Origin of the sequence: Roseovarius sp. TE539, from assembly GCF_003298505.1 — a bacterium.
GTDB lineage: Bacteria > Pseudomonadota > Alphaproteobacteria > Rhodobacterales > Rhodobacteraceae > Roseovarius.
The window spans coordinates 134,923-160,225 of sequence record NZ_QNGB01000003.1 but is presented as its reverse complement, the minus strand read 5'-3'; the positions used below and the strand labels follow the sequence as shown (position 1 = coordinate 160,225).

Annotated in this window: 19 protein-coding genes; 8 read left to right on the top strand and 11 right to left on the bottom strand. The window is 63.7% G+C overall.

Features of this window, described 5'->3' with window-relative positions; genetic code table 11:
- The first annotated feature begins 70 nt into the window (after nucleotides 1-70).
- The 3 genes from DQW77_RS03160 to DQW77_RS03150 all read left to right on the top strand — a co-directional run bounded on the left by DQW77_RS03160 (nucleotide 71) and on the right by DQW77_RS03150 (nucleotide 3,876).
- Entirely contained in the window at nucleotides 71-1,594 is a 1,524-nt protein-coding gene (locus DQW77_RS03160; RefSeq protein WP_113256728.1) for a hypothetical protein, read from the top strand.
- Between the two features lie 169 nt (nucleotides 1,595-1,763).
- The gene (locus DQW77_RS03155; RefSeq protein WP_113256727.1) at nucleotides 1,764-3,110 is read left to right on the top strand and encodes a TldD/PmbA family protein; all 1,347 of its coding nucleotides are present in this window, start codon (nucleotides 1,764-1,766) and stop codon (nucleotides 3,108-3,110) included.
- Entirely contained in the window at nucleotides 3,097-3,876 is a 780-nt protein-coding gene (locus DQW77_RS03150; protein WP_258523652.1) for a 3'(2'),5'-bisphosphate nucleotidase CysQ, read from the top strand. The genes DQW77_RS03155 and DQW77_RS03150 overlap by 14 nt, the downstream gene beginning before the upstream one ends.
- A gap of 15 nt (nucleotides 3,877-3,891) precedes the next feature.
- Here DQW77_RS03150 and DQW77_RS03145 read toward each other — a convergent pair whose 3' ends face one another.
- Genes DQW77_RS03145 through DQW77_RS03135 form a run of 3 tightly spaced genes read right to left on the bottom strand, consistent with a single transcriptional unit; the run spans nucleotide 3,892 to nucleotide 6,220 of the window.
- Nucleotides 3,892-5,004, bottom strand: a complete 1,113-nt coding sequence (locus DQW77_RS03145) for a CaiB/BaiF CoA-transferase family protein (protein WP_113256726.1) — start codon at nucleotides 5,002-5,004, stop codon at nucleotides 3,892-3,894.
- Nucleotides 5,001-5,690, bottom strand: a complete 690-nt coding sequence (locus DQW77_RS03140) for a DsbA family protein (RefSeq protein ID WP_113256809.1) — start codon at nucleotides 5,688-5,690, stop codon at nucleotides 5,001-5,003. Before DQW77_RS03140 ends, DQW77_RS03145 begins: the two co-directional genes overlap by 4 nt.
- Nucleotides 5,691-5,707: 17 nt before the next feature.
- A complete protein-coding gene (locus tag DQW77_RS03135; protein WP_113256725.1) occupies nucleotides 5,708-6,220 on the bottom strand; it encodes a DUF721 domain-containing protein in 513 nt (170 codons plus the stop codon).
- A gap of 83 nt (nucleotides 6,221-6,303) precedes the next feature.
- Here DQW77_RS03135 and mutY point away from each other — a divergent pair, with 83 nt between their 5' ends.
- Together mutY and DQW77_RS03125 are read left to right on the top strand one after the other, a co-directional pair.
- The gene (gene mutY / locus DQW77_RS03130; protein WP_113256724.1) at nucleotides 6,304-7,392 is read left to right on the top strand and encodes an A/G-specific adenine glycosylase; all 1,089 of its coding nucleotides are present in this window, start codon (nucleotides 6,304-6,306) and stop codon (nucleotides 7,390-7,392) included.
- 17 nt (nucleotides 7,393-7,409) lie between these two features.
- Entirely contained in the window at nucleotides 7,410-8,567 is a 1,158-nt protein-coding gene (locus tag DQW77_RS03125; protein WP_113256723.1) for an alkane 1-monooxygenase, read from the top strand.
- A 162-nt stretch (nucleotides 8,568-8,729) separates the two neighbouring features.
- On the opposite strand, the gene DQW77_RS03120 is transcribed toward DQW77_RS03125, so the two are convergent.
- The 3 genes from DQW77_RS03120 to DQW77_RS03110 all read right to left on the bottom strand — a co-directional run bounded on the left by DQW77_RS03120 (nucleotide 8,730) and on the right by DQW77_RS03110 (nucleotide 11,046).
- Nucleotides 8,730-9,842 carry a site-specific DNA-methyltransferase gene (locus DQW77_RS03120; RefSeq protein WP_113256808.1) on the bottom strand — a complete coding sequence of 371 codons (1,113 nt, stop codon included), beginning with the start codon at nucleotides 9,840-9,842 and terminating at the stop codon, nucleotides 8,730-8,732.
- A gap of 103 nt (nucleotides 9,843-9,945) precedes the next feature.
- Nucleotides 9,946-10,566, bottom strand: coding sequence for a ribonuclease HII (locus DQW77_RS03115; RefSeq protein ID WP_113256722.1), 621 nt, complete (start codon nucleotides 10,564-10,566; stop codon nucleotides 9,946-9,948).
- A 93-nt stretch (nucleotides 10,567-10,659) separates the two neighbouring features.
- Nucleotides 10,660-11,046 (bottom strand): hypothetical protein, encoded by a 387-nt coding sequence (locus DQW77_RS03110; RefSeq protein WP_113256721.1) that lies wholly within the window; start codon nucleotides 11,044-11,046, stop codon nucleotides 10,660-10,662.
- Between the two features lie 21 nt (nucleotides 11,047-11,067).
- Between DQW77_RS03110 and DQW77_RS03105 the strand changes: the two genes are divergently transcribed.
- A complete protein-coding gene (locus DQW77_RS03105; RefSeq protein WP_147094922.1) occupies nucleotides 11,068-11,484 on the top strand; it encodes a hypothetical protein in 417 nt (138 codons plus the stop codon).
- Nucleotides 11,485-11,509: 25 nt separating this feature from the next.
- Nucleotides 11,510-12,196, top strand: a complete 687-nt coding sequence (locus DQW77_RS03100; RefSeq protein ID WP_113256719.1) for a hypothetical protein — start codon at nucleotides 11,510-11,512, stop codon at nucleotides 12,194-12,196.
- Nucleotides 12,197-12,244: 48 nt separating this feature from the next.
- Here DQW77_RS03100 and DQW77_RS03095 read toward each other — a convergent pair whose 3' ends face one another.
- The 5 genes from DQW77_RS03095 to DQW77_RS03075 all read right to left on the bottom strand — a co-directional run bounded on the left by DQW77_RS03095 (nucleotide 12,245) and on the right by DQW77_RS03075 (nucleotide 22,550).
- The gene (locus tag DQW77_RS03095) at nucleotides 12,245-14,722 is read right to left on the bottom strand and encodes a right-handed parallel beta-helix repeat-containing protein (protein WP_147094921.1); all 2,478 of its coding nucleotides are present in this window, start codon (nucleotides 14,720-14,722) and stop codon (nucleotides 12,245-12,247) included.
- Between the two features lie 145 nt (nucleotides 14,723-14,867).
- On the bottom strand, nucleotides 14,868-16,439 hold the full coding sequence (locus DQW77_RS03090) for a caspase family protein (protein WP_181711187.1): 1,572 nt from the start codon (nucleotides 16,437-16,439) through the stop codon (nucleotides 14,868-14,870).
- Nucleotides 16,429-17,562: an OmpA family protein gene (locus tag DQW77_RS18330; RefSeq protein ID WP_220124941.1), complete on the bottom strand. Its 1,134-nt coding sequence runs from the start codon at nucleotides 17,560-17,562 to the stop codon at nucleotides 16,429-16,431. The genes DQW77_RS03090 and DQW77_RS18330 overlap by 11 nt, the downstream gene beginning before the upstream one ends.
- Nucleotides 17,563-17,573: 11 nt before the next feature.
- Complete coding sequence (locus DQW77_RS03080; protein ID WP_113256716.1) at nucleotides 17,574-21,212, bottom strand: c-type cytochrome; 3,639 nt, start codon at nucleotides 21,210-21,212, stop codon at nucleotides 17,574-17,576.
- 30 nt (nucleotides 21,213-21,242) lie between these two features.
- Nucleotides 21,243-22,550: a ferric reductase-like transmembrane domain-containing protein gene (locus DQW77_RS03075; protein WP_181711186.1), complete on the bottom strand. Its 1,308-nt coding sequence runs from the start codon at nucleotides 22,548-22,550 to the stop codon at nucleotides 21,243-21,245.
- Nucleotides 22,551-23,056: 506 nt separating this feature from the next.
- Between DQW77_RS03075 and DQW77_RS03070 the strand changes: the two genes are divergently transcribed.
- Nucleotides 23,057-25,267: a polysaccharide biosynthesis tyrosine autokinase gene (locus tag DQW77_RS03070; protein ID WP_113256714.1), complete on the top strand. Its 2,211-nt coding sequence runs from the start codon at nucleotides 23,057-23,059 to the stop codon at nucleotides 25,265-25,267.
- Nucleotides 25,268-25,303: the final 36 nt, after the last annotated feature.

Genomic DNA, 25,303 nt, shown 5'->3' with positions numbered 1-25,303 from the left:
AAGGCCACTTGACCGCAAACTCTCATGGGATGAAGCTGCGTCCGAGAATTTACCTGGAAAGGGGATTGCCATGAAATATTTCCGCAACACCGTTGCCGCGGGCACGCTGATCGCCATTTCGGCGACGGCGCAGCCGGCCCTCGCCGATGTCACCGCCGAGGAAGTCTGGGCCAACTGGACATCCTATCTGACCAGCTTTGGCTACGGCCTGGAAACCAGCCGCGAGATGGTCGATGGCGTCCTGACGATCTCGGATATCTCGATGCGCATGGACGTGCCCGAGGACCAATCCACTGTCACCGTCTCTCTGGGGGACATTACCCTGACAGAGAGGGGCGACGGAACGGTTGCCGTGGATCTTCCCTCCGAGATGCCGATCGTCATCAACGTGGCCGGCCCGGACGTGGAAGAGGCCGATATCACACTGGAGCAGAGGACCACCGGATTTTCCATGGTGGTATCCGGCGCCCCCGGTGACATGACCTACACCTACAGCGCCGCCGGCCTGTCGCTGGCCCTGGTCGACCTGGTGGTCGAGGACGAACCCTTGGATATCGGCCGGGCCGGGATTGACGTGACCAACCTGAGCGGTCTGACGCAGGTTCGCGGCGATACCGTGCGGGAACTTGCGCAGAAGGTATCCACCGGGCAGATCACATATATGCTGGACATCAACGACCCCGAAGGCGGCGACGGACGCCTTATCTTCGAAGGCGGCATGGAAAGCCTGCAGGCCAAGGCCGAGGCGGCCGTGCCGATGGATGTCGATCTTGAGGACATGGCGGCGGCGACCCGCGCGGGATTTGCCGTGAAAGCCGGTTACGAGACCGGACCGGGGCAGATGAACTTCAGCTTCCAGGAAGATGACGAGACCATGCAGGGCGCCACCACCAGCGACGGCGGCACCCTCGAGATGGCAATCAGCGAAAGTGAACTCTTCTACGGAGCCGGCATCGCCAATCTGACACTCCAGCTTGCGGGGAGCGAGGTTCCGATTCCGCTGGAGGCGGCGGCCGAGTCCTTTGGCTACGAGCTTCTGATGCCGGTGTCGAAATCCGACGAACCGCAGGAATTCGGGATCACGGCGCTTCTGGACGGGTTCACCATGTCCGAAATGATCTGGGGCATCTTCGACCCGGACGAGGAGCTGCCGCGCGATCCGGCGACCGTTGAAATCGAGATGTCGGGTGAGGCCCGCCTGACCAGCGATCTTCTGGATACCGCACAGATGGAGGCGCTGGACGAAGGCGACGCCCCCGGCGAACTTCACTCATTGAACCTGGAGTCGCTGGTCTTGAGGGCCGTGGGGGCCGAATTGACCGGAGAGGGCGCCTTCACTTTCGACAATACCGATCTGGAAAGCTACGACGGTGTCCCGGCCCCGATCGGAGAGGTGAATCTCAGCCTGACAGGCGGCAACACCCTGCTGGACACATTGGTGGGCATGGGACTGATGCCGGAGGAACAGGCCAACGGGATGCGCATGATGATGGGCCTTTTCGCGGTACCTGGAGACGCACCCGACACGCTGACGTCGAAAATCGAGTTTACAGAGGACAAGCAGGTGCTCGCCAATGGACAGCGTCTGAAGTGATGCCACGAGGGTGACAAGACCGCCGCCGCGATTTCTTGGGGCGGCGGTCCCGGAACCCGTCTTTCGCGCACACGACTGTCTGCTTGCGCACCGCGTGGCGGCGGCGCGGGCTTGCACGGCGGGAGCGTGCGGTCTACCTGAAGCGGGCAACAGTGAAAGGCCCGCGCGCATGACCGACACTCTCGAAGACCTGACCGGCGCACTTCTGTCCGAGGCCCGAATGGCCGGGGCCGAAGCCGCCGACGCGATCGCCGTCTCCGGTCGCTCGGTAAGCGTGGGGGTGCGCGCCGGGACACTGGAAGAAGCCGAGCGCGCCGAAGCCACCGATCTTGGCCTGCGGGTGCTGATCGGCGGGAGGCAGGCCTGCGTTTCGGCATCGGACACGCGGCGGGAAACCCTGGCGGCGCTGGCCGAGCGTGCCGTGACCATGGCGCGTGAAGCTCCCGAGGATCCTCATGCGGGGCTGGCCGACGCTTCGGAGCTCTGCGCGGACCGCGATCCCGGCCCTCTGGAAATGTCCGAGGATACGCCCGAGCCCGCGCCTGAGGCGCTGGAACGCGACGCCCTGGAAGCCGAGGCCGCGGCGCTTGCGGTGCCGGGCGTCACCCAGGTGCAGCAGGCCGGTGCCGGTCACGGGCGCCGCCAGATCCACATGGCGGCCACCAACGGGTTTTCCGGCGGCTTTGCGCGCAGCGAGAATTCGCTGCATTGCGTGGCCATCGCCGGGGAGGGCACCGGGATGGAGCGCGATCATGACGGGGACGCCCGCGTATTCCGCACCGACATGCGCGGCGCCACCGAAATAGGCGTTCTTGCCGGGCAGCGGGCGGCCGAGCGGATTTCGCCACGGCGTCCGCCCACCGGGGCTTGGCCCGTTCTTTACGACGAACGCGTCTCGGCCTCCCTGATCGGGCATCTGCTGGTGGCGGCGAATGGCTCGTCGGTGGCGCGCGGGGCCTCATGGCTTATCGGCCGCATGGACACGCCGGTGCTGAGTGACGGTCTGTCCCTGATCGAGGATCCACGCCGCAAACGCGCCTTCGGATCGCGGCCCTTCGACGCCGAAGGATTGCAAGCGCGGCGCCGCGAGATCGTGAGCGACGGCATCCTGAAGGGCTGGGTGCTCGACCTGGCCACGGCGCGCAAGCTGGGCCTTGCCTCGACCGGGAACGCGCAACGCGGCACATCTGCCCCGCCCTCGCCGGCAAGCTGGAACGTGGCGCTGACACAGGGCACGCACAGCCGGGACGACCTGATCGCGGAAATGGGCACCGGATTTCTGGTCACCTCGTTGATCGGCAGCACCATAAACCCGAATACAGGCGATTATTCCCGCGGAGCGGCCGGGTTCTGGGTGGAAAACGGCGAAATCGCCTTTCCGGTCAATGAATGCACCATCGCCGGCAGCCTGCCCGCAATGCTGCGCCGGATGACTGCTGCCAATGACGCGCGCCCGCACCTGACGCGGGTCGTGCCCTCGCTTCTGGTTGAGGGGATGACGCTTGCAGGTGGATGACGATCTGGACCTGCTGACCGGGGCGGCGCGGGCGGCGGGAGAAATCGGGTTGCGCTTTGCCGAAAACGGCGCGCAAAGCTGGGACAAGCCCGGCGGTGCCGGCCCTGTGACCGAGGCCGACCTGGCGGTCGATATGCTTCTGGCCGAACGTCTGCGCACCGCAAGACCCGGCTATGGCTGGCTGTCGGAAGAGAGCACCGACGGACCGGCGCGGCTGGCCTCCGACAGGGTGTTCATCGTCGATCCGATCGACGGCACGCGCGAGTTCATCGGTGGCGGACGTGCATGGGCACACGCGCTTGCGGTGGTCGAACACGGGCGGGTGATCGCGGCGGCAATCCATCTTCCAAGGCTCGACAAGCTTTATGCCGCCGCGGCGGGCCGGGGGGCCACCCTCAACGGCCGGCCCATCCGGGTGACGGCCCGGACCGAGTTGACCGGCGCGCATGTTCTGGCGGCGAAACCCAGTTACGACGCGCATAACTGGCGCGGGGCGGTGCCCGAGCTGAGCCGCGCCTACCGGCCGTCGCTGGCCTACCGGCTGAGCCTCGTGGCAGAGGGGCGTTACGACGCGATGATGACGCTGCGTGACAGCTGGGAATGGGACGTGGCGGCGGGGGAGCTTATCCTGCGGGAGGCGGGCGCACAGGTATCGGACCGCCGGGCGGGACCGCTCAGGTTCAACAACCCGGTGCCCAAGGTGAACGGTGTGGTGGCCGCGGGGCCGGTCCTGCACGCCGCGCTCACCGGGGCACTGGCGGAGTGACCGGCGGGGCGTATCTCAGCCGTCCTCGCCCAGTTTCGGGGACGGGCGCTCAAGCGCGAGATCGGCATCGGAAAAACGGAATGGCGCCCGCACCCCGGGCACGCCCCCCGGCGATACTTTCAGGCCGCGTGCCTTGACCTGCGGATCGTCGAACACCTCGGCCATGTCGTTGATGGGTCCGGCGGGCACCCCCTCGGCCTCGCAGGTGGCCAGAAGATCGGCCCGCGAAAAGCGCCGCGTGGCCTCTGTCAACAGCGCGGAAAGCCGTTCGCGGTTGGCGACCCTGTCGGCATTGCTGCGGTAATCCGGCGCTTCGGCCAGGTCCGGCCGTCCCAGAAGCTCGCAAAGGCGCCCATACTGCCGGTCATTGCCGGTGGCGATGATGATGTGGCCGTCAGAGCAGTCGAACACCTGATAGGGACAAAGATTGGGATGGAAATTTCCCAGTCGGCAGGGGGGTGTCCCGGTGGCAAGGTAATTCATCGCCTGGTTGGCTGTCACCGCAACCGCCACGTCGAACAGGGCCATGTCGATGTGCTGTCCCGTGCCGGTGGCGTGGCGCCGGTGCAGCGCGGCCAGGATCGCGGTTGTGGCATAGACCCCGGTGAAGATATCGGTGATCGCCACGCCGACCTTGGTGGGTTGTCCGTCCGGCGCACCGGTGATCGACATCAGGCCCGACATACCCTGGATGATGTAATCGTACCCGGCGCGATGCGCATAGGGCCCGTCCTGCCCGAAGCCGGTGATCGAACAGTAGATGAGACCCGGGTTGATCTGCGCCAGGCTTTCGTAATCCAGCCCGTATTTCGCCAGCCCGCCAAGCTTGAAATTCTCTATCACCACATCGGCGCCACGGATCAGGTCGCGCACCTGTTCCTGCCCTTGCGGGGTGCGGAAATCGCAGGTGATGCTGGCCTTGCCGCGGTTGCAGGAATGGAAATAGGCCGCCGACCGGTCATCTTCGCGGTCGATGAAGGGCGGACCCCAGTTGCGGGTATCGTCCCCATCGGGGCTTTCGACCTTGATCACCTCCGCGCCGAGATCCGCAAGCGTCTGGCCAGCCCAGGGACCGGCCAGGATACGCGCCAGTTCGACGACCTTCAGACCGTCAAGCGTGGTGGTCATTCCCCGGCCAGCTTCTCGTCGATGATCGCCGAAAGCTCGTCATAGGCCATGTTCGAATAGGTTTCGCCGCCGATGATCAGCGTCGGCGTGGAATTCACGTTGTCCTCTTCGGCGTTTTCCTGGAACCACGCGACCAGTGCCTTGGCCTTGGCCTCGTCGTTGAGGCACGCCTCGATAGTGTCGGATTCAAGCCCGGCAACCTTGCCGATCCGGCGCAGATTGTTGGCGATCTGCACGGGATCGCCGCCGGCGATCCAGTCCTTCTGCTGTTCGTAGATCATGTCGGTTATGCCGAAAAAACGGCCCTCGCCGCCGCAGCGGGCAACCATCGAGGCCCAGAGGCCGAAACGGTCGAAATAGACATCGCGATAAACAAAGCGGATCTTCCCGGTGTCGATGTAATCCGCCTTGAGCTTCTTGAACTGGTCCTGATGGAAGCTTGCGCAATGCGGGCAGGTGAAACTGGCATACTCGATGAAAGTCAGTGGCGCATCGTCCGGCCCCATGGTCATTTCGGTGATCTCGGGAGCCTCGCCGGCTGGCTCGGCATCGGCTTCCTGCGCATTGGCCGCACCCGGCAGGGCAAGCGCCGTGTCCGGGGCTGGCGCGCGGGCATCCGACAGCCAGAAGGCGGCGCCGGCGGCAAGGCCGAGGGCGGCAGCCCCGGCGAGGATCAGTCTGGACATTTTCGGCACCTTTCGGGTCATTGTCGGGTCTTGGATAGAACGTTCCGGGCCAGGTCTTCAAGCGCCCGGCGCAGATTTTCATTTTCGACCGGCGCGGCGAGGTCCGCCGCCGCCTTGGTGGTTTGCGGATCCGGCGCGGTGCCGGATTTTGCCCGTCCGGGACGGTGATCGAAATCCGCACGCCCCTCGGCGAAACCGGATGCCGATGTCTGGGTGATGCGCACCCGCGAGATGGCGTTGTATCCGTAGACCGCGTTCACACGCTGGCGCAGGGTTTCCTTCTGCATTTCCAGAAGCGGCGCCTGCGCCCCGGTGGTCAGCACAGTGAGCGTGGCGCCGAACCCTTGCCGCCCGTATCCGATATCAACGGGTCTGGCCATGCTGGCGATTTCGGGGCCGACGGCCTCGGGCCAGTGGGTGAGCAGGCGCGACACGGCAAACCCGCGGCTTTCCGAGGCGCGCCGGATCCGTTCCCTGAGCACTGTCGAGGTCCGTGCGAACCCCTTGGTGGTGGCCTTGCGCCCGGTCATCCATGGACTCCTGTTCAGGATATATAGTTTAAGAGTTATGACCGCGCTTGCCAGCCCCCCATCCCCATTTCCGGGAATAAAGAATGCGTGATGCACCGCTGCCCGAGACCCTTCTGGACTGGTATGACACCCATGCCCGCGATCTTCCGTGGCGTGTGGGGCCTTCAGCGCGGGCGGCGGGGGCGCGCCCCGATCCGTATGCCGTGTGGCTGTCGGAGATCATGCTGCAGCAGACCACGGTTGCGGCGGTGAAGGGGTATTTCGCGCGCTTCACGAAACGCTGGCCCGATGTCGATGCACTGGCGGCAGCCGAAGACGCGGACGTGATGGGCGAATGGGCCGGGCTGGGATATTATGCACGGGCGCGCAACCTTCTGAAATGCGCGCGCATCGTCGCGGAAGATCATGGCGGAAGGTTCCCCGATACCCGCCCCGGCCTGCAGGAATTGCCCGGCATCGGACCCTACACCGCGGCCGCGATCGCCGCCATTGCATTCGACCGGCCGGAAACGGTCGTAGACGGAAACGTGGAACGGGTAATGGCGCGTCTGCACGATATCCGTGCGCCCCTGCCCGGCGCCAAACCCGAGTTGACAGCGGCTGCCGCCGCGCTGAGCCCAGGCAGGCGGCCGGGCGATTATGCACAGGCGGTAATGGACCTGGGGGCCACGATCTGCACGCCGCGCGCCCCGGCCTGCGGGATATGCCCCTGGCAACCGGCCTGCGCAGCACACAGGGCCGGCACCGCCGCCGGGCTGCCTGCCAAAAAACCGAAGACACCCAAGCCTGTGCGCCACGGCATCGCCTATGTTGCGCTCCGCGAGGACGGCGCCCTGCTGCTGGAGCGACGGCCAGAAAAGGGCCTTCTGGGTGGCATGCTGGGCTGGCCCGGCAGCACGTGGACCGAGGACACCGAGCCCGTTCCAGCCCCGCCCCTGAAGGCTGACTGGTCGCCCCTTCCCGCCGAAGCGCGCCACACATTCACGCATTTCCACCTGCGCCTGCGCATCGAAACGGCGCGGGTTCCCGTCGGCGCCCGGGCCGAATTCGGGGAATTCGTCCCTCCTGCGCGTTTCAGCCCCGCACAACTGCCCACGGTGATGCGCAAGGTGTTTGACCTTGCGCATCCGAGGCTGGAAAATGATGATCGGGACGGGCGCAATCGCCCCTGAATCTCCGGAGTGTTCCCATGACCTCTTCTTCCGCTTTCTCAAAACGCACCGGCGCCATCGGCGATGCCATGCCCTTCTGGATGTCGCTATTGCTGATCCCGCTGGCGGTGATCGGGGCCGTTCATGGCGGCTGGACCGTGATCCTGCTTCCGGTTGCGACATGGTATTTCTTCTCGGCGCTCGACGCGGTGCTTGGCCTGAACCTGGAAAACGCCGACCCGGACACGCCGGAAACCCGCCTGAGCTGGTACAAGGCGATCACCCTGATCTGGCCTCCGCTGCAGTTCGCACTGCTGATGTGGATGATCTGGTACGTGACCGGGCCGGGCGACGCGCATCTTTCCGCGCTGGAAACAGTCGTTCTTTTCTTCGGCGTGGGTGTGATCACCGGGACGGTGGGAATCAACTATGCCCACGAGCTCATGCATCAGCGCGATCGGGGTGAGCGGTTCCTGGCCGACGCGCTGCTGGCGATGGTGCTCTATTCACATTTCCGGTCCGAACACCTTCTGGTCCATCACCGCCACGTCGGCACCCCGCGCGATCCGGTGACAGCGCGCTACAACGAAGGGTTTCACCGGTTCTATCCGCGGGTGCTGAAGCAGTCCTTGCTGTCCGCCTTCGGGGCGGAAAAGGCAATGCTGGCGCGGCGGGGCAAACCGTGGACAGACCTTTCCAACCCGTTCTTCCGGTACTGGGCCCTGCAGGGATTCATGCTGCTGCTGGCGGTCCTGCTGGGTGGCGGGACCGGCCTGCTTCTGTTCCTGTGGCAGGCGGGCGTCGCGATCTGGCAGCTTGAACTGGTGAATTACGTCGAACATTACGGCCTGACGCGCAAACACCTGGGTGACGGCCGCTACGAGCACGTCAAACCGCAGCACAGCTGGAACGCGGCGCACAAGGCGTCGAACTGGCTTCTGATCAACCTGCAACGCCATTCGGACCATCATTACAAACCGGATCGGCGCTTTCCGCTGCTGCAGACCTATACCCATTCAGAGGCGCCGCAACTTCCCTACGGCTACCCGATCATGACCATGGCGGCGATGGTGCCGCCGGTGTGGCGTCGGGTGATGAACAAGCGTGTGCGGCGCTGGCGAGAGCTTTATTACCCCGAGATCACCGACTGGCGCGCCTATAACAACGCCGAGAACCCGATGCCGCGCGGCGCCTGAGATCCGCGTAACCGGGACACGGGCCGAAAGAGCCGAAGACCATGCCATGCCCACCGGGCCCGGGCATTCGGCGGACCCGAAAAAAGCCCCGCCTGGAGGAGCGGGGCAAGTTAGGCGCCCCGTATCAAGCCACGGGCACCGGAGGTATGAGGAAGGTCTTGTCTAATTGGGCCTTTCGGCCAATTCGGCGCGTATCTGCTGGCGGAATATGTCGATCGGCACCCGCTTGCCGTCTCGATTGATGCACCAATAGGTCCAGCCGTTGCAGCTTGGCGCGCCTTCAAGCGCCGCGCCGACCTGGTGGATCGAGCCGTTCACGCCATCGGCAACCAGCGTTCCGTCGGCACGCACCTTGGCGGCCGACTTGCCGTTGGCCGAGGTGAGCACCTCACCGGGACGCAGCATACCGCGTTCTATAAGTTGTCCGAAAGGGATCCGCGGCGCGGCACGGCGGGACGCCGAAACCTGCAGCGAGTCACGGTCATAGCGTCGCACACCGGCAAGGCGTTTCTCGGCCACCGCGCGATAGGCCGCCTCGCGCTCGATGCCGATGTAATCGCGGCCCAGCATCTTGGCCACGGCGCCGGTCGTGCCGGTACCGAAAAACGGATCGAGCACCACATCGCCCGGGTTGCTGCTTCCCACGAGGACGCGGTGCAGAAGGCTTTCGGGTTTCTGGGTCGGATGCGCCTTTTCGCCCGCGTCGTTCTTGAGCCGCTCATGCCCGTTGCAGATCGGCAGCACCCAGTCACTGCGCATTTGCAGGCCATCATTGAGGGATTTTAGCGCCTCGTAGTTGAATGTGTATCTGGCTCCCTCCTCGCGGGAGGCCCATATCATCGTCTCATGCGCGTTTGTCAGCCGCTTGCCGCGAAAGTTCGGCATCGGGTTCGTCTTGCGCCAAACGACATCATTGAGAATCCAGAACCCCGCGTTCTGCATCATTGCGCCGACGCGAAAGATGTTGTGGTAGGACCCGATGACCCAGATCGCACCGCCGGGCTTGAGCACCCGCCGCGCCGCCATCAGCCATGACCGGGTAAAACCGTCATAGGCGTCGAACGAGGCAAAGCTGTCCCAGGCGTCATCCACCGCATCGACCTGGCTGCCCTCGGGGCGGTGCAGATCTCCGCGAAGCTGAAGGTTGTAGGGCGGATCGGCAAAGATCAGGTCCACCGATGCCTCGGGAAGGCCGTTCATCACCTCGACGCAATCGCCGGAAAGAATCGTGTTGAGCGGAAGCGCCTGCGCGCCCGTCGCCGTGGTGCTTTTCATCGTCTCTGCCTCTGTCCCGGCGCTTTGTGCGCTCTGATCGTTGAGGGACAAGATGAGTCAAAGCCGATTCGCCGTCAATTTCTTTTTTGAATCAGGAGGTTATTTAATTTTCTTGATACAATATATTGTGGACGGGCTTGAACGACCGTCTATGGTAAGGCGTGACCCCCAGATCTAGCAGGGCCATCCTGTGGTGACGCGACGGATATCCGGCGTTGGTTTCCCATCCGTAGCCGGGAAACTGCTGCGCGAGATCCCGCATCAGCGCATCGCGGCATGTCTTGGCCATGATCGACGCGGCGGCGATCGACACGCTGCGCGTGTCGCCGCGCACCACGGCCCGGGCCGGAACCTGCAATCCGGTCGGCAGGGCGTTGCCGTCGATCAGCACCATGCATGGCGGATGGGTCAAGCCGGCCACGGCACGCTCCATGGCCAGATGAGATGCGCGCAGAATGTTCAGTTCCTCGATTTCATCCACGCTGGCATGGGCTACGCAGACCTCGGCGCAGGCGATTATGCGCGCCGCCAGTGCCACCCGCCGTCCTGCCGTGAGGCGCTTGGAATCGGCCAGTCCCGGTGGAATGCGCATCGGGTCAAGGATGACCGCGGCGGCGGTCACGGGGCCCGCCAACGGACCGCGGCCAACCTCGTCCACACCGGCCACGCGGACGGCCCCCGCCGCCGCGGCTTCGCGCTCAAGATTGAAATCGGGGCCGTTCATGAGGTCCGGGAAATCACAACATACCCCGGAAAGCAAAGAAAAGGGGAAGGGCCGAATGCCCCTCCCCCTTGGTCGTCCAGCGGCGGCGACGGCTTAGCGGCGCATTGCATGGTTGTACCGGCCATAGTAGCCATTGCCCCGGTATCCATGATGCCTGTAACCACTCCGGTAACCATGGCGCTTGTAGCCGTGGCGTTTGTGGCCGTAATGACGCCGCTTGTGGCCGTAATGGCGCTTCTTGTGGCCGTAGGCGCGTTTCTTGTACCCGTAGGAGCGTTTGTGACCGTAATTGTGCTGATAGTGACGCGAAACATGTCCGTCCCGGTTGTTGTTCGCGATGGCAGAGCCGATGATGGCCACAGCCGCCACTCCGGCGAGGGCGCGGGCGAAATCATCGCTTCCTGCCCGGGCCGGGGCGGCGCTCAGGCTCGTGACGGCAACGGCGGCTGCCAATATGATGGCAATGAAGTTACGTGGCATGGGTTTGTTTCCTTTCAGGCAATGCAGGTTTCGAATCTTGTTCCAGTCTCGTGCCGGATGCGGGCCGGCGCTGATGAAACAAATATCGGCCTTGGCCCGGAGTCAGGCAATAACCGCGCCCGGTTATTTGATAACACGCCCACCGGCAGTGACGGGATATTGAATATCGGTAACATCCGGCGCATCTTTGAGCGCATGAAAAATTCGCTGCGCTCTCTTCTGGCCGCAATGGCCCTGACCTTTGCCGGAACCGTCGCGCAAGCGGCATGTATCGCCGAATACAAGGCCGTGCGAGACAATCCCTTCGATTTGACCTACGGTGTGATGAAGGTTCCCGGTAACACATGTACAAGGGCTGCGGTCCGGCCCCATGTGGTTTCAAGGCTCAGGAGCAAGGGATGGAATGATATTCAGATCATTTCTGTCAGGAGCGAATAACGGCTCATCCACCGATGACGGGATCATGGCGACGGACACCCGGCGCTCGGTCAGCCGTGTCGTGACCGTGGGGATCCTGACCGTTGTTCTCATCCTGCTGGTCGCGGCGGTGTTTCTGTTCATGAATCTGCCCGATGCCAATGCGTTCAACGAACGCGTGGCGCGGATATTTCTTGAGAATGACGACCTGACAGGCGATGCGGAAATCGCGCTTCTGAAGATACTGGCCCAGTCGGGCACCGCCTTTTCCGATACACTGGCCAGTTACCGGATGGTGATTTTCGTGCTGCTGGTCTTTGCCACCGGTCTGTTGGTCGCCTCGCTGGTCTTTCTGGTGATGCTGGTTGTGATCAACCGCCGCGTGGCCAAGATCGAAAGTACCGGGATCCAGGTCAGTTCATTGCTGATCAGCCGGGCGGAAAAGGCCGTCTACCTCAATAACATGGGGTTCAAGCTGACCGACGCGGCGCTCGAGACGCTTTCGGTGCTCGCCGAGGCGCGCATGGATGGGGATGTCCTGACCGGGGCCGAGATCGAGGCGACGATTTCAGGACGCAGGGCGGCCGACTGCGAAGAGGCGGCAGGTGCCACGCGCATAAAGCGGCTGCGCGACACGCTTGGCAATCAGCTGGTCAGCGAACTGCTGGTCAAGAACATCGCGCGGCAGGGCTATGTCCTTGCCATCGACAAGGACGTGATCCGCGTCATGTGACCCGGCGGGACTGGCGCCACGCCCCCATCGGATCATGGCTCGGGCCAGCTATTCGCGGTTGCCCGAGCGCGACACGCGGCCGGCCGTCGCCTCGATACGGAAACCGCCGTACGTATTGCCCCTGAGGTCGTTGTTGACGACAGTGGCCTTGCCACCCTCGTAGACCCAGACGGCCTGATACCCGCTGCCGGTTATCGTGTTGTCGCGGATCGTGGGATCGCCGCCCTTCGTGACCTCGACCCCGGTATAGGCATTGCCGTCGATGACATTGCGTTCGATCAGGCCGCGCCCGTTGTCATGCACGAACACGCCGCCCGCCTTGCCGTTTCGGATGGTGTTGCCGCGCACCGTGGGATCCGATCCGGTACGGATCTCGACCCCCGCATAGGTGCTGCCTTCGATGATATTGTCCTCTATCACGCCAAGGCCGTTATCCTGGAGGTAGATTCCGCCCTGCTTGCCATCGAGAATCCGGTTGTTGCGGATTGTCGGCGCGGCGCCGGTCTTGATCTCGATGCCTGCCAGACCATTGCGGGCAATGACATTGTTCTCGATCAGGCCACCGGCCTTGCCCTGAAGGAAGATACCGCTTTCCTTGCCGTCATTGATCCGGTTGTCACGGATGGTGGGCGCCCCGCCGGTATCGACCGAGATCCCGGCAAAGCCGCTGCGCTCGATCACGTTGCCCTCGATCAGGCCCTTCCCGTTCTCCTGCACGAAAATGCCGCTCTGGGCACCGTCCAGAAGCTTGTTGTTGCGGATTGTCGGGGCCGATCCCGTCTTTATCTCTATTCCCGAAAAGCCGTTGCGCTCGATCACGTTGGCCTCGATCAGGCCGCGGGCGTTCTCCTGCAGGAAGATGCCGCTTGTCTTGCCGTTGCGGATCTTGTTGTTGCGGATCGTCGGGGCCGATCCCGTCTTGACCTCGATGCCGGCAAAGGCGTTCTGTTCGATCACGTTGTCCTCGATCAGGCCGCGCGCATTTTCCTGAAGAAAGATGCCGCCGGCCTTGCCCGCACGGACGGTGTTGCCGCGGATCGTGGGTTCGGAGCGGTTCTTGACCTCGATGCCGGCATAGGTGTTGCGCTCTATCACATTGTTCTCGATCAGACCGCCGGAATTGTCCTGCAGGAATATGCCGCCACCCTTGCCGTCGCGGATCGTGTTGTCGCGGATCGTCGGGTCGGACCCACCCCGGACCTCGATCCCGGCGAAGGTGTTGTGCTCGATCACGTTGTCGGCGATTGTCCCGTGCGCGTTGTCATAGACAAAAACACCGCCCTCGGCGCTGTCGTGGAGGGTGTTGTCGCGCAGCAGGGGATCAGCGCCATTGCGTATCGCGACGATCGCCAGCCCCTGCGAACTGGCATCATTGCCGACGAACTCGGCCGAGCCCCCATCGAAATCCACGCCAAAACTATCGCCACCCGCTTGCCGGATCGTCAGGTTCTCGATACGCCCCCCCGGCGCCGTCCAGCGGATCACGTTGTCATTGGCCACTTCCCACACGATAGACGCCCTGTCGCCCACACCCACGATCGTGAGCGGCTTGTCCACATCCGCGCCCTCGGTGTATCGGCCCGGCCGGACCTCGATGCGGGTGCCGCTGCCCGCGGCATCCACGGCCCGCCGGATACTCCGGTAATCGCCGCCACCACGGGCATCAACAACGAATGTCGGGGCGACCGGTTCAGGCGTGTCGGGCACCACGAGCGCAGTTTGCGTGGGCTTGTCGCAATTCTCCAGCAGACATGTCTCGCCAAGCGTCTGGTCGTAATAGGCCGGATGCTGCTGATGGCCATTGAACCTGAGCGCCAGCTTCGCGGTTTCGACCTGTGCCTCGGAAATTGCATCCTCCAGTGAAACACCGCTGGTCAGTCGCGGCAGGAAGACCCGTGTGAAGACCGAAAGGCGTTCGTCCGGCGGATCGTCCGGGAGACGGTCAAGCGCCTGTTGCCGCGCCCCGGCCGAAAAGATCACGAAGGTGCCCTGCGGTGCCGAGATCGGCGCCAGCCCGCGTGCCATCGAGGCTGAGCGCGTTCCTTCGGCAGGATCGAACGGGTTGTCACGGCAGGCGTCGATCACCGCCACGGTAAGGCGCACTCCGGCACGCTCCAGCTCGTCGAGAACACCGGAGCGCCCGTCACGCAGGGCGATGGATGATCGTTTCAGCATCCGGTCACTGGCCTGTTTGGGCGCATCGGTGGGGATCAGGTAATTGATCTGTCCGTCGCTCCATCCATGCCCGGAATATACGAAAGCGACCTCGTCACCGGGGCGCACACGCCCGATCAGACCATCGAGAGCACCAAGCGCGGCGTTGAGATCGAGATCGGTGAAGAACATCGTCTCGAATCCCATGCTCTTGAAGGCATCACGATAGGCCTTGGCATCGGCATGGGTGTTCCGGAGATCCTCGAGTTCGTCATAGGCCCCGTTGCCGATCACCAGCGCATAACGTTCGGCGGCAGCAGGCATTGCCATGACATGAAAGAGAACCGCACAAAGAATGAAATACAGTCGCATCGCGACCTCCCCCCAAAATTTTTTCTCAACATACCCCGATAACGGAAATCCGACAATTCCCTGGTTCTTGCCGCTGTCCTGCCCCCGGCCGGCACCGACGGCACGGCGCCTGCAAGGGTTGATATCGCGCACACCGTTGTCACCGTCAGTCGGATACCGTGAAAAGCCCGATCCGCCCGATCTGGCAACTCTGGTCACTGAGCGCGTCCAGCAGTCCGGGGGAAACGGTACGCCCCGCGCCGCGCCGGAGCGCCGCGCGCAGGTCAAGCGGCGGACGGCTGCAGAACACCGCCACGAGTTGATCGGCGCCGGTCGGCGGCGTCACGGAAAAGAGAAGGCTGTGCCCGTTCATGGAGATCGGCTTGTGCTCGTCGGCAAGCGGGTATTGCAACGTCCCGTCACTGGCGAGGTTGAAGAGAGTCAGGTGGCGCAACTTCTCGTCGGGCGGGAAGAAGGTGAAGCCGACAAGGCTGCCGACCTTCTGGGACTCGACACTTTGGGCCGCCTCGATCCCGACCGGCGGGAGCGCCGTGGACTTGAGCGCATCCAGCCCGTCGAGGACCGTGGCGCGGGCCACGAGCCTTTCGGCGCCGCCGGAAATGGTGGTGATACGGTCTCCCGTGTGGTTGAAGACATTCCAGACACCATCCTGTGCCTCGAAGGTCAGCAACGCACCGGTCGCAACCTTTTCGGTTCGGCCCGGATCAAGCCCGGGTGGCGCGGCGCCAATCACATGCACGGGCAGTTTCGGAGGGCTGAACGGCCGGTCGGCAACCGGCAGGGGCGCTGTCTGCGGTGCGGGGAAAACCGGGCGGGCATCGCCACGTGGCAGGATGCGCGGTTGCTGTGTCTGGTTCATCCGGGCAAAGACGCGATCCTCGATGAACGCCGCCAGTTCAGAGCGGGTCATGATCCCGTCGCCGTCCAGATCGGCGGACCCTGCCACCGCATCGGCAAAGTAATAGGACAACGCGCCGTGCAGCTTGCCGCCGATCCGGGTTTCCTGGACCAGTTTGCTTTCGGTTTCGGTCGCGAGGATCTGGGTCACGTGGGGCAGGATGTCACCGGATTCGTCCCCGGCATCGGCCTTGATTTCAGTCAGCGCCGGTTCGTCGGGAATGTCGTAAAGCCCGCCCGACCGCGTCTGGCCCATAATGTTGCGCGCGGAGGAAGACCGCGACAACCCCGCCGAATGGCACGAATCCATGACCCAAATCACGTTGTAGGCGGCGGCCTGTTCCAGCAAGGTGCGCAGTTCATCATCATTGAGGCGGCCTTCGCGCGGGCGATCAGGGTCAAAATCATGAAACATCAGGGTTTCGTCCTTACCGTCCGCCTCGTCCATCGGTGCGGAAACCTCGCGCTCCTGCCCACCATGGCCCGCATAGGTCACGATCAGCGTGTCGCCCGGCGCCGCCTCCCGCAAAAGCGACGCCCAGGCATCCAGGAACCCCTGTTTCGTGGCGCGGTCATCCAGAAGCAGGCGGCGATCGGGCAGGTCCACGCCACTCCGTCGCATGGCGCGGGCGATCCGCTCGGCATCGTTGACCGCACCCTGAAGGTCATACAGACCGGCCGGCTTGTCGGGTGACCAAGCCTCGAAGGCGCGGTACTCGTTCACACCCACCACCAGGCCATATTCCTTGGCCTGCGCGGGTTCCGCGAGCGTCATGACCGCAAGCGCGGCAAAAGCAAGAGAATACGGTCTAGAAAGCATTTTTCGGCACCACCAATTCAACCCGGCGCGCGATGGCGCGGCGTTGTTCGTCATTGTAAAGGGCGACTCCCTTGAGTTCGGGCGGATCCCCTTCGCCGCGACCTTCCACATGGATCCGCGCATGAATCCCCTGGCTGACCAGGAAGGCGCGCACAGTCCGGGCACGGCGCAACGACAGATCGAGATTATAGGACGCGCTTCCGACCTCGTCGGTATGGCCCACGAGGGTGAAGCTGTGAATTTCGAGTTTGTGCAGGAAGGCGGCCAGTGCCGATGCCTCGCGCACACCGGAAGGATCAAGGCGATCCGAATCGAATTCGAACTGAACCGGCAGATAAAAGCCCGGCAGCGTCCTGGCCGCTTCGGCGGCGGCGGAAAAGACCGGTTCGCGGGGCGGCGACGCGAGATGTCCGGCCTGGTCGGTGAGGTGGTCCGCGGCATCCTGCCGGGGTTCGGTTTCCAACTCAGCGGTATCGTGCCGGTCCTGCGCGCCGCCGGCATCGGCGACCTCAGGCTCGGCGCGATCCACGGTCTCGGCCCCGACGACCGGTGCTGCGGCAACCGGCACTTTCTCCTGCTTTATACCCCGTTGCAGCACGCCCATCAGGCCGCTCGGCTCGCCCCGGGGGCTCAGGGTTGCGGACATGGTACCGGCGAGCATCATGTTTTCCTGGGCCAGCTGTGCAATCGTGCGGATCACCGGCACCAGTTCCCGGCGCTGCACGGTGAGGGCCGGATCGCTCAATGTATCCAGAGCGTCGTTGTACAGATTCGCGGCTTCGCCGTGCTGGCCCCGCGCCATGGCGATATCCGCGCGGCTTGATTGCACCAGCCAGTGCAGCGCGGGCACCTGCCGAAGGATCTCCTGTGCCTGGTCAAGCCGCCCCTCACGGATATGACCCTGGGCCTGGCGCGCCATGGCACCCGCCACCCGCCGGGCCGCCGCGCGTTGGGTCGGACGATTGCAACCCTCCGCATCGAGCCGATCCAGCGCCAGCCGCATCATCGGGACCGAACCCGCGTCGATCTGGTTCCGAAGCCCGGAAAGGGCCGTGTCGCATGCAGCCCCGGCCGCCGCCGGCGCGGCAACGAGGCAGAAGACGAGGGGGATCCGTTTCAGCATCTCGCAGCTCCTCAAGGATGAACGTTGAAGGTGACGAAATTGAAGCCGCTCTGACCTTCGTCCTTCTGGACCCGGGCCACCGCCTCCTGGCTGATTCCGCGCAGCGGGGTGATCGAGCGCTCCGCCGCAAAGTCCAGCACGGTATCGGCATGCAGCCGCTCCTTTCCAAGTCCGCCGACACGGCAGAATGCGAACATCGTCTCGCCTTTGCCCGGGGTGTCGAAGCGCAGCCGGAAACCCGAATCCCGGAACGGGATGCGGCGCGTCTCGCCGGCCTCTAGGATCGCCGGCCCGATGATCTCGGGAATGATCTCTTCGACGGTTTCATTCTCCTCGACATAGAAAATCTGCAATTCACAGCTCTTGTTGGTGGAAATATCGAAAACCAGCAGGTCATCCACGCGCACCTCTGTCTCGGGCACGGTTATGGCAAGCTTGATCTTGTCGGTAACCTTCTTTGGCGGGACGAAGTCCGATTTGCCCTTCTCGGCCGGCTCGAACGGCTTTTCCCCGACCCTGGCCTTGGCAAGGACCGCCTGTTCCGCCTTTTCCTCAATGTCCGCCTCCGCTCCGGCAACGATCCTGGCTTCGGCGCCCTCGCCGGGCTTGAGCGCGCGAACGTCGGTCATCCGTCCAAGAAGCCGAGGATAATGCTCGCCCACCTCGCTGCGGTGGATGGTCAGGCCGCTGTCAAGCCGGCTGAGCCAGTCGCGCATCACCTGGGCCAGGGCCGGATCGGCGATCCGGCGGGCGCGGTCACGGAAAACCTCGGGGTCAAGGTGGAATTCGCGGGCCACGTCGATCAGCCGAAGCTGTTCGAAATGCTGGTCCGCGACATAGGTGAATATCTCTCCCGAGCCGACGCTGTCGGGCGCGATCAGACTGACCGGCTGACCGCCCACGTTGATTTCGGTCGCGCCCAGTTCCGAGAGGGACGAAAGATAGGCGGACCGGTCCTGCTGATAGACTTGGGAAAGCCTGTCGTTGTCGATGTACATCTCAAGCAAGCGATCCGTCGTTTCACGGTCATAGCGGCGGGCCGCGATGATCTGGTCACGGATCTGGTCCGATTTTGAAATGATGCCGTTGGCATGACAGTCAAAGCACGACCGTGCATTTACGATTTCAACGCCCTTGCCGATCTGTCGCTTGCGGAACGACACGATCGAGGTGGGCCCGATCGTCAGGCGATCCCCGGCCGCTGTCGAAAGGTAGAAGCCTTGCAGCCCGTTGGGCAGTGAAAAGATCATCTCGCCGCCATCATGCTCGAACGGTTCGGTCCCCGAATAGGTCCGGTCAAGTTCGGGCGGGCCATCGGGATGCAGCACCAGTGACTGGCGCCCGACATCCTCGGCGAAGTCGTAGGACTTCCAGTAATAGCCGCCGCGCGGAAGATCGAAGCGTTCCAGCATGCGGTTGTGATCCGACACGCCCGACCGTCCCTCGCCGACCCCGGCGCGGATCACCCGGCCGTTCTGAATCTCGAAGCTCACGTCGAGACCGAGGCGGCGCTCCAGGTCGCTGATCTGATCCGTGAGGCCGAGGAACATGTCATAATATGGCGCCTCGGAGGCAAAGCGGAGCATCCAGTCACCGCGGATCACCGGCACTACAGCGCCGGTCGCCTCGGAAATCACGCCAGTCATCGGGTCGCTTGCCGGGTCGATGGCGTAGGGATAGACCACGGCCAGATCCCTCCATGCGTCGGCCGAGAAGGCGGTTCGTTCGGCCGCCCGGTTATACGCCCCGGTCGTCAGCGCATCCCAATGTCCGGGGGTCCAACGGTAATCACGCAGGTCGATCCGGAGGACCGAACCATCGGTGCCGCGCACCGGCACGCCCGGCACGATCTTCGGTCCGAGTGAAATGGAGTTGATGAACTTGTTCACGCCTGCCTGTAGGTAATGCATCGGGTTTCGCATCGCGCCGGTTTCCGAACAGTCGATCTCGGGCAGCGGCATGAAGGCAAGGGAGACATAGCGAACGAACTCCTGATCGCGGCGTTCGATCTGCGAAAGATCGGCCATGATCGCGGCCATCCGTTCGGCAAAGCCGGGACCGGCGAAATCCGGATAGGGCACTTCGACGGCGCGGGTGGCCGCCCTGGCCTTTTCTTTCCTGCGGACCTCGGGGGCGGGCTCGGCGGCCGCCGTGGCCATGGCCTCGCCGCTGTCCGGATCGCCAAGGTCGATGATCCATTGCCGCAGCGCCTCCAATTCCTCGGCGCTCGGCTTCTTGCCGTAGGGCATCGACCCGTTGACCACCGATGTGTAAAGCGGGGATCTGTCCGGTTCGCCGGGTGTCAGGACATTGGGATCGAAGCTCATCGCGACCAGCGAGTCTGTCAGAAAGACGCCGGAGTTGGTCTTGCCGGGGGCATGACACTGTCTGCAATAGGTCTCGACGAAATCGTCGGCCGCGGCCTCGATCTGCGGGTCCACATCGCCCCCGGCCCCGACCAGTGTCGCCTTAGGCTCCGGTTTCGGCGCGGGAACGGTTTCCAGAGGGAGGGTTTCGATCACTTCGGGCGCCTGCGCCTCACAATACTGGTTGATCTGCGACATCAGGCCACCGGCGGCCGTGCGGTCCGGCATCTGGCGGGCATCGCTGCGGGGGGGTGTCACCTCATCGGGGATCGTGACGGTCTGCTTGACCACCGTCACCTTCCCGGCAGCACCCGCGGCGTCCTCGGTCACGGACCCGCCCGCGGCGCCGGTTTCTTCCGTCACTTCCTCGGTCACGAGACCCCGGGGAATTTCGAGGGCGTCCATGTCATAGGGTTCACCGGTCAGATAGGCGTACATCGCCAACCGGTCCTCGATCGGAAGCCGGGACATCAACCGCGACATCCGCCGCATCGATGCGGCGACCATTGGCTGCCCGCTGAGCTTCCTGGCCTCGCCGAGGGCGTTGAACACGAACGCCTCCGGGCCGAACCGCCTGAGTTTCGCGGGCGTTATCGAAGGGGCGAATTCCCCGAGAAGGCCCATGTAGCCCTCGTAAGGCCTATTCATGTCCAGCTCGTAACTGAGGCCCATGCCGGTGTCGCGCGGGGTATGGCATTCGGCGCAATGCCCCACCGCCTCGACCAGGTACTGCCCGCGCTTCATCTGATTGTGGGACATCGGCTCGAGAGGGTCGCGTTCAGAGGACCACAGATCGAGGATCGTCTGGCTCATGTAGCTGATGTCATGCTCCTTGCTGGGCGCGTCGCTGGTTGGCAGCGTCGCGAGATATCCGCGAAGGTCCAGCACATCCTCGGGCGTCATCCGCGCATAGGAAGGATAAGGGAAAACGGCACCGAAATAGCGATCTCCGTCAGGTGCCACGCCGTTGATCACCGCATTGAGGAACGCGGCGTTGGTCCAGTCGCCGATACCGTGTTCCTTGTCGTGCGTTATGTTCGGCGAATAGAGATCCCCGAACGTGGTTTCGATCACCCGCCCGCCGGCAAGGATCTGGTCCGATCCGTCGATCCCGTGGCAGGTGGCGCATCCGGCGGCGTTGAAGAGACGCTCGCCGTTCTTGATGTCGGGACGATACGCCGCGTGGGCGCCCTCTTCGAAAAGTATCTGTGCGTGGGCGTCATTGATGCCAAAGAAACAGCTCAGTGATGCCACCAGGCCCAGCATTCTGAAAATTCGTCTCATCTTCGACCTCCTGACCGGGTGCTGCCCGGCTCATCTGAATTCAAACTGTTCGAAATGGACTTCGCGCGGCGCGTTGCCGTCCTTGCGAAGCTGGGAAAGGATAGCCTCGCGCATCGGCGCCGGCCCGCAGAACCACAATCCTGCATCACGCAGGGGGAAGGGCGCGTATTCGGCCAGTTTCTCTGATGTCAAACGGCCGTCCGTGTCGCTTTGATGCACAACGAAGCTGAAACCCCGACAGCGCAGTGCCGCGGCATCGAGCCGTTCCAGACCGACCGCCTCGTCCTGCGTCGTTACCGCGTAGACGAGCATGATTTCGCGCTGTTCTTCGGCGGTCAGGTTGTCGGCGAAACTCAGGAAGGGCGTGATGCCGATACCGCCGGCGAGCCAGAGTTGCCGCGCCGGACCCTTGCGATAATCGAATGTGCCATAGCACCCGTCGACATAAAGGGTATCACCGACCTGCAACCGTTCGCGCACCCGGCGTGTGTAATCGCCCAGCCCCCGGATCGAGAATTGCAGACCGCCGTCCTCGGACGCTCCGGAGACGGTGAAGGGGTGCGGCTCGCGCAGACCGGCACGGCCTGCGGAGATCACCGCGAAGGCGCCCGGACGAGCCGAGATCCCCCGGCGTTTGGGCGTCGCCTGGATGATGGTTGCCGCAGGGTGGGGTGTCACGTCGGTGACGGTGTAGCTGCGTCGGCGCAGCAGCCACCCGAACTGCGTGTAAAGGAAACAGACGATACCGAAAGCGGCCATGCTGTTGAGGTAACTGTCAGCCACCGTGTTGGCCTCGAAGGGCACGCGCACGAAGAGCTGATGAAAGGACAGCGCCATGAACACCAGCCCGAGCGCCCGGTGCGTCCAACGCCAAAGCGCATATGGCAGCAGATCGCCGTTGCCCCCACCGGGCCAGGGCATGAACCTGCGGATCAGCTTGGGCCAGCGTTTCATCCAGCTGACGAGCAGCAGCACCAGGAGCATGTAAAAGGCAACTTCGGCCACCTCCACCGCCAAAGCGGCCAACCCGACCGTGGCCACCTGTCCCTTTTCGAAGTCCATCCCGATACGTTCATGCGCGATGGCCAGGAAAAGCACTGAAATGCCGGTCCATTTGTGGGTCACGTAAAGCCGGTCAAGCCCGCCGATCCAGCGCTCCAAAAGCGGCGGACGGGTGGACAGGAACAGATTGATCGCCATGAGCGAGAAGGCCGAGGCACCCGCCGACAGCGCGATGGTCGTTTCCAGGTTCAGCCGGCCACCGCCAAGGAGAATCAGGAATGTCGGCACCGCGATCCCGAACAGGAAAACCAGCAGGTTCCAGAAAAACCCCTTCATGCATCTATTCCATTTAGAAATAACGTTCCTGTGATCGTCCGGCTTAACCGTCATCAAGTCAAGCTTGCTCAGCATCGGGATTCCCAACTTGACAACGCCATTTCATGCCTCGGCATCCCGGAAAGCCCCGGCGGGAAGTGTGATTTGCCAGGTGGCAAGCCGCGGCCGCTCCGCCACGGCAGCGGTTTCATGATAGGCCGGCGCGGGCGCATGATCGGCGCGGCAGCAGCGCGCCACGCAACCTTAAAGAAACCTCATGTTCTCGGGGGCACTGGGAAAGGTTATTTTTCAGACCACTGCCCAAGTGAATTTACTATTGCATGTATAGGTTGTAAGCTCCCGATGTCAGAACATTCATCTCCAACCCTGCGGCGGGCGTGTTTGGCACCGGCACCCTGCGAAGAGACGAGGACGATTTACCGCTTAGGGCGCAGCCACCGGGGCCATGCCTTATAAACTGCGGTTCAGCCACTTCGCCGGCATCACCCATGAAAGCCTCATCCATCATGACAGCAGGTTCAGATCAGCCAAAGACCGGCCGGGCCAGTGACGATGTGGATGTCGGACGGCTGATCGCAATCGTCTGGGCGGGCCGTGGCGTCATCACGGCCTGGACCCTTGCCGCACTTGCAATCGCGGTTTTCCTGACCATCGCGATGCCGCCGACATACCGGGCCGACGCAACCGTCCAACTGGAGCAGCGGGGCGGATCACTGACCCTGCCGGACGGCCTGGAAGATCTTGTCTCCAACGACCCGCGGACTGATGCCGAGATCGAGATCCTGACCTCGCGCATGGTGTTGTCCGATGTCGTTGCGGAACTGAATCTCGATTGGCGTGCAACTCCCGCGCGCCTGCCCCTGATCGGGTCGATAATGCAACGATACCGCCTGCCGGTACCCGACGCCGGATTTCTGCGCCGATATTCCCGTCCGGGCGAAAGCATAGACCTACGGAGCTTGCGCGTGCCGCCACGGTGGATCGGTCTGCCGATCAGGCTGATCGTCCTGGATCGACACCGCTACCGGATCATGACGCCGGACGGCCATGAGCACGAGGGCAAGGTCGGACAACCCCTCATGGTGGACGAGGCGGGACTCCTGATCCGGATCGGGCGGATCGACGCGCCGTCCGGGCGAAGATACGAACTTGTGCAGGAAGCCGACCTTGCAACGGTCATCGCGCTGCGCCGGTCGCTGGGCGTTCGCGAGAAAGGCCGGGATACGGGTATCCTGCGGCTGACCTACGAAGCCCGCGACATGCGCCAGGCGGAAAGGGTGCTCAACGGCGTCACCGAGGCGTATCTGGACCAGAACATCGCGCGGTCGGCCGCGGAGGTCGAAAACAGCCTCGCTTTCATAGAGAAGCAGTTGCCTAACGCCCGGGCGGAACTGCGGACAGCCGAAGCCGCGCTCAACGACTACCGGCAACGTCAGAAATCGGTGGACATAAGTTTCGAGACAGAAAGCCTCCTGACCCAGATTACCCGCCTCGAGGCAGAGCTCAGGGCGCTGCGGGCCAGAGAGGACGAGGTCAGCGAACGCTACACCAAGAGCCACCCGGTCTATCAGCAGCTCCTGACCCGCATGACGCGTCTGCGCACGCGACTGTCCGAGGTCCGCATCGAAGTGGACAATCTCCCCGAAACGCAGCGCGAAGTCGTCAACCTGAACCGCGCGGTTCAACTCAAGCAGGAGATATACACCCAGCTTCAGACGCGGGCGCAGGAGGTTCGCGTTTTGCGCGCCTCGACGGTCGGTAACGTGCGTATCCTCGACACGGCCCAGACCGCGCCGGACCCGATCGCACCGCGCCGGCCCCTGATCCTCGGGCTGTCCGTCGTTCTGGGCGTCTTCCTCGGGACCTGCGTGGTTCTCGGGAGCCAATGGTTGCGCCGGGGTGTGCAGGGCAGCGAGGAGCTTGAGGCGGTCGGGCTGCCGGTCTTCGCCACGATCAACTTCACGCCCGGCGCCACCGAGGCCGAGGCAGAGACCGGAACATCGCATGGTACGCCCGGATTGCTGGCGCTGGCCCAACCGGCCTCCATTGCGGCGGAAGCCTTCCGCTCGCTTCGGACAAGCCTGCATTTCGGCATGCTCGATGCCGAGACACGATCGCTGGCCATAACGTCAGCGGCCCCGAACGCGGGCAAGAGCTTTGTCGCCGCCAATCTCGGTGTCATCACCGCGCAGGCCGGGCAAAGTGTCTGTCTTGTCGATGCGGATCTGCGGCAAGGACGCCTGCGCAAGCTGTTCGGCCTCGGCCGGGACACGCCCGGCCTTTCCGAATATCTATCGGGCGAAATCGACCTCGAGGAAGCCGTGGCCGAGACTGGCGTGCCCGGGCTGCATGTCATCACAACCGGCCGCTACCCGCCCAATCCCTCCGAACTCCTGATGCGCCCGCGCCTGCACGAACTGGTGACACGGCTGAACGGGGTCTGCGACCTTTCGATTGTGGATTGCCCGCCGGTTCTGGCGGTCACCGACCCGGTGATCGTCGGACGCGCCACCGGCGCGACGATCGCCGTGGTTCGCCACGATGTCACGCCAATTGCGGAAATCGAAGCGATGCAACGTACGCTGGAGGGGGCGGGCATCAGGCTTTCCGGGGCAATCCTGAATGCGTTCGATCCACGCCGCGTCACCGGAATGCCGGGCGATGGATATACGCAGTACCACCGCTATGAATACCGTGCGCACCATGACGAAGTGTAAGGATCGCACCGGGCGGTCAACGCGCGGCTGGCGGGT

Coding starts and splice junctions, on each gene's coding strand:
- DQW77_RS03160 (WP_113256728.1), top strand. CDS start 71: ATGAAATATTTCCGCAACACCGTTGCCGCGGGCACGCTGATCGCCATT.
- DQW77_RS03155 (WP_113256727.1), top strand. CDS start 1,764: ATGACCGACACTCTCGAAGACCTGACCGGCGCACTTCTGTCCGAGGCC.
- DQW77_RS03145 (WP_113256726.1), bottom strand. CDS start 5,004: ATGACCACCACGCTTGACGGTCTGAAGGTCGTCGAACTGGCGCGTATC.
- DQW77_RS03140 (WP_113256809.1), bottom strand. CDS start 5,690: ATGTCCAGACTGATCCTCGCCGGGGCTGCCGCCCTCGGCCTTGCCGCC.
- DQW77_RS03135 (WP_113256725.1), bottom strand. CDS start 6,220: ATGACCGGGCGCAAGGCCACCACCAAGGGGTTCGCACGGACCTCGACA.
- mutY (WP_113256724.1), top strand. CDS start 6,304: ATGCGTGATGCACCGCTGCCCGAGACCCTTCTGGACTGGTATGACACC.
- DQW77_RS03125 (WP_113256723.1), top strand. CDS start 7,410: ATGACCTCTTCTTCCGCTTTCTCAAAACGCACCGGCGCCATCGGCGAT.
- DQW77_RS03120 (WP_113256808.1), bottom strand. CDS start 9,842: ATGAAAAGCACCACGGCGACGGGCGCGCAGGCGCTTCCGCTCAACACG.
- DQW77_RS03115 (WP_113256722.1), bottom strand. CDS start 10,566: ATGAACGGCCCCGATTTCAATCTTGAGCGCGAAGCCGCGGCGGCGGGG.
- DQW77_RS03110 (WP_113256721.1), bottom strand. CDS start 11,046: ATGCCACGTAACTTCATTGCCATCATATTGGCAGCCGCCGTTGCCGTC.
- DQW77_RS03105 (WP_147094922.1), top strand. CDS start 11,068: ATGCAGGTTTCGAATCTTGTTCCAGTCTCGTGCCGGATGCGGGCCGGC.
- DQW77_RS03100 (WP_113256719.1), top strand. CDS start 11,510: ATGGCGACGGACACCCGGCGCTCGGTCAGCCGTGTCGTGACCGTGGGG.
- DQW77_RS03095 (WP_147094921.1), bottom strand. CDS start 14,722: ATGCGACTGTATTTCATTCTTTGTGCGGTTCTCTTTCATGTCATGGCA.
- DQW77_RS03090 (WP_181711187.1), bottom strand. CDS start 16,439: ATGCTTTCTAGACCGTATTCTCTTGCTTTTGCCGCGCTTGCGGTCATG.
- DQW77_RS18330 (WP_220124941.1), bottom strand. CDS start 17,562: ATGCTGAAACGGATCCCCCTCGTCTTCTGCCTCGTTGCCGCGCCGGCG.
- DQW77_RS03080 (WP_113256716.1), bottom strand. CDS start 21,212: ATGAGACGAATTTTCAGAATGCTGGGCCTGGTGGCATCACTGAGCTGT.
- DQW77_RS03075 (WP_181711186.1), bottom strand. CDS start 22,550: ATGAAGGGGTTTTTCTGGAACCTGCTGGTTTTCCTGTTCGGGATCGCG.
- DQW77_RS03070 (WP_113256714.1), top strand. CDS start 23,057: ATGACAGCAGGTTCAGATCAGCCAAAGACCGGCCGGGCCAGTGACGAT.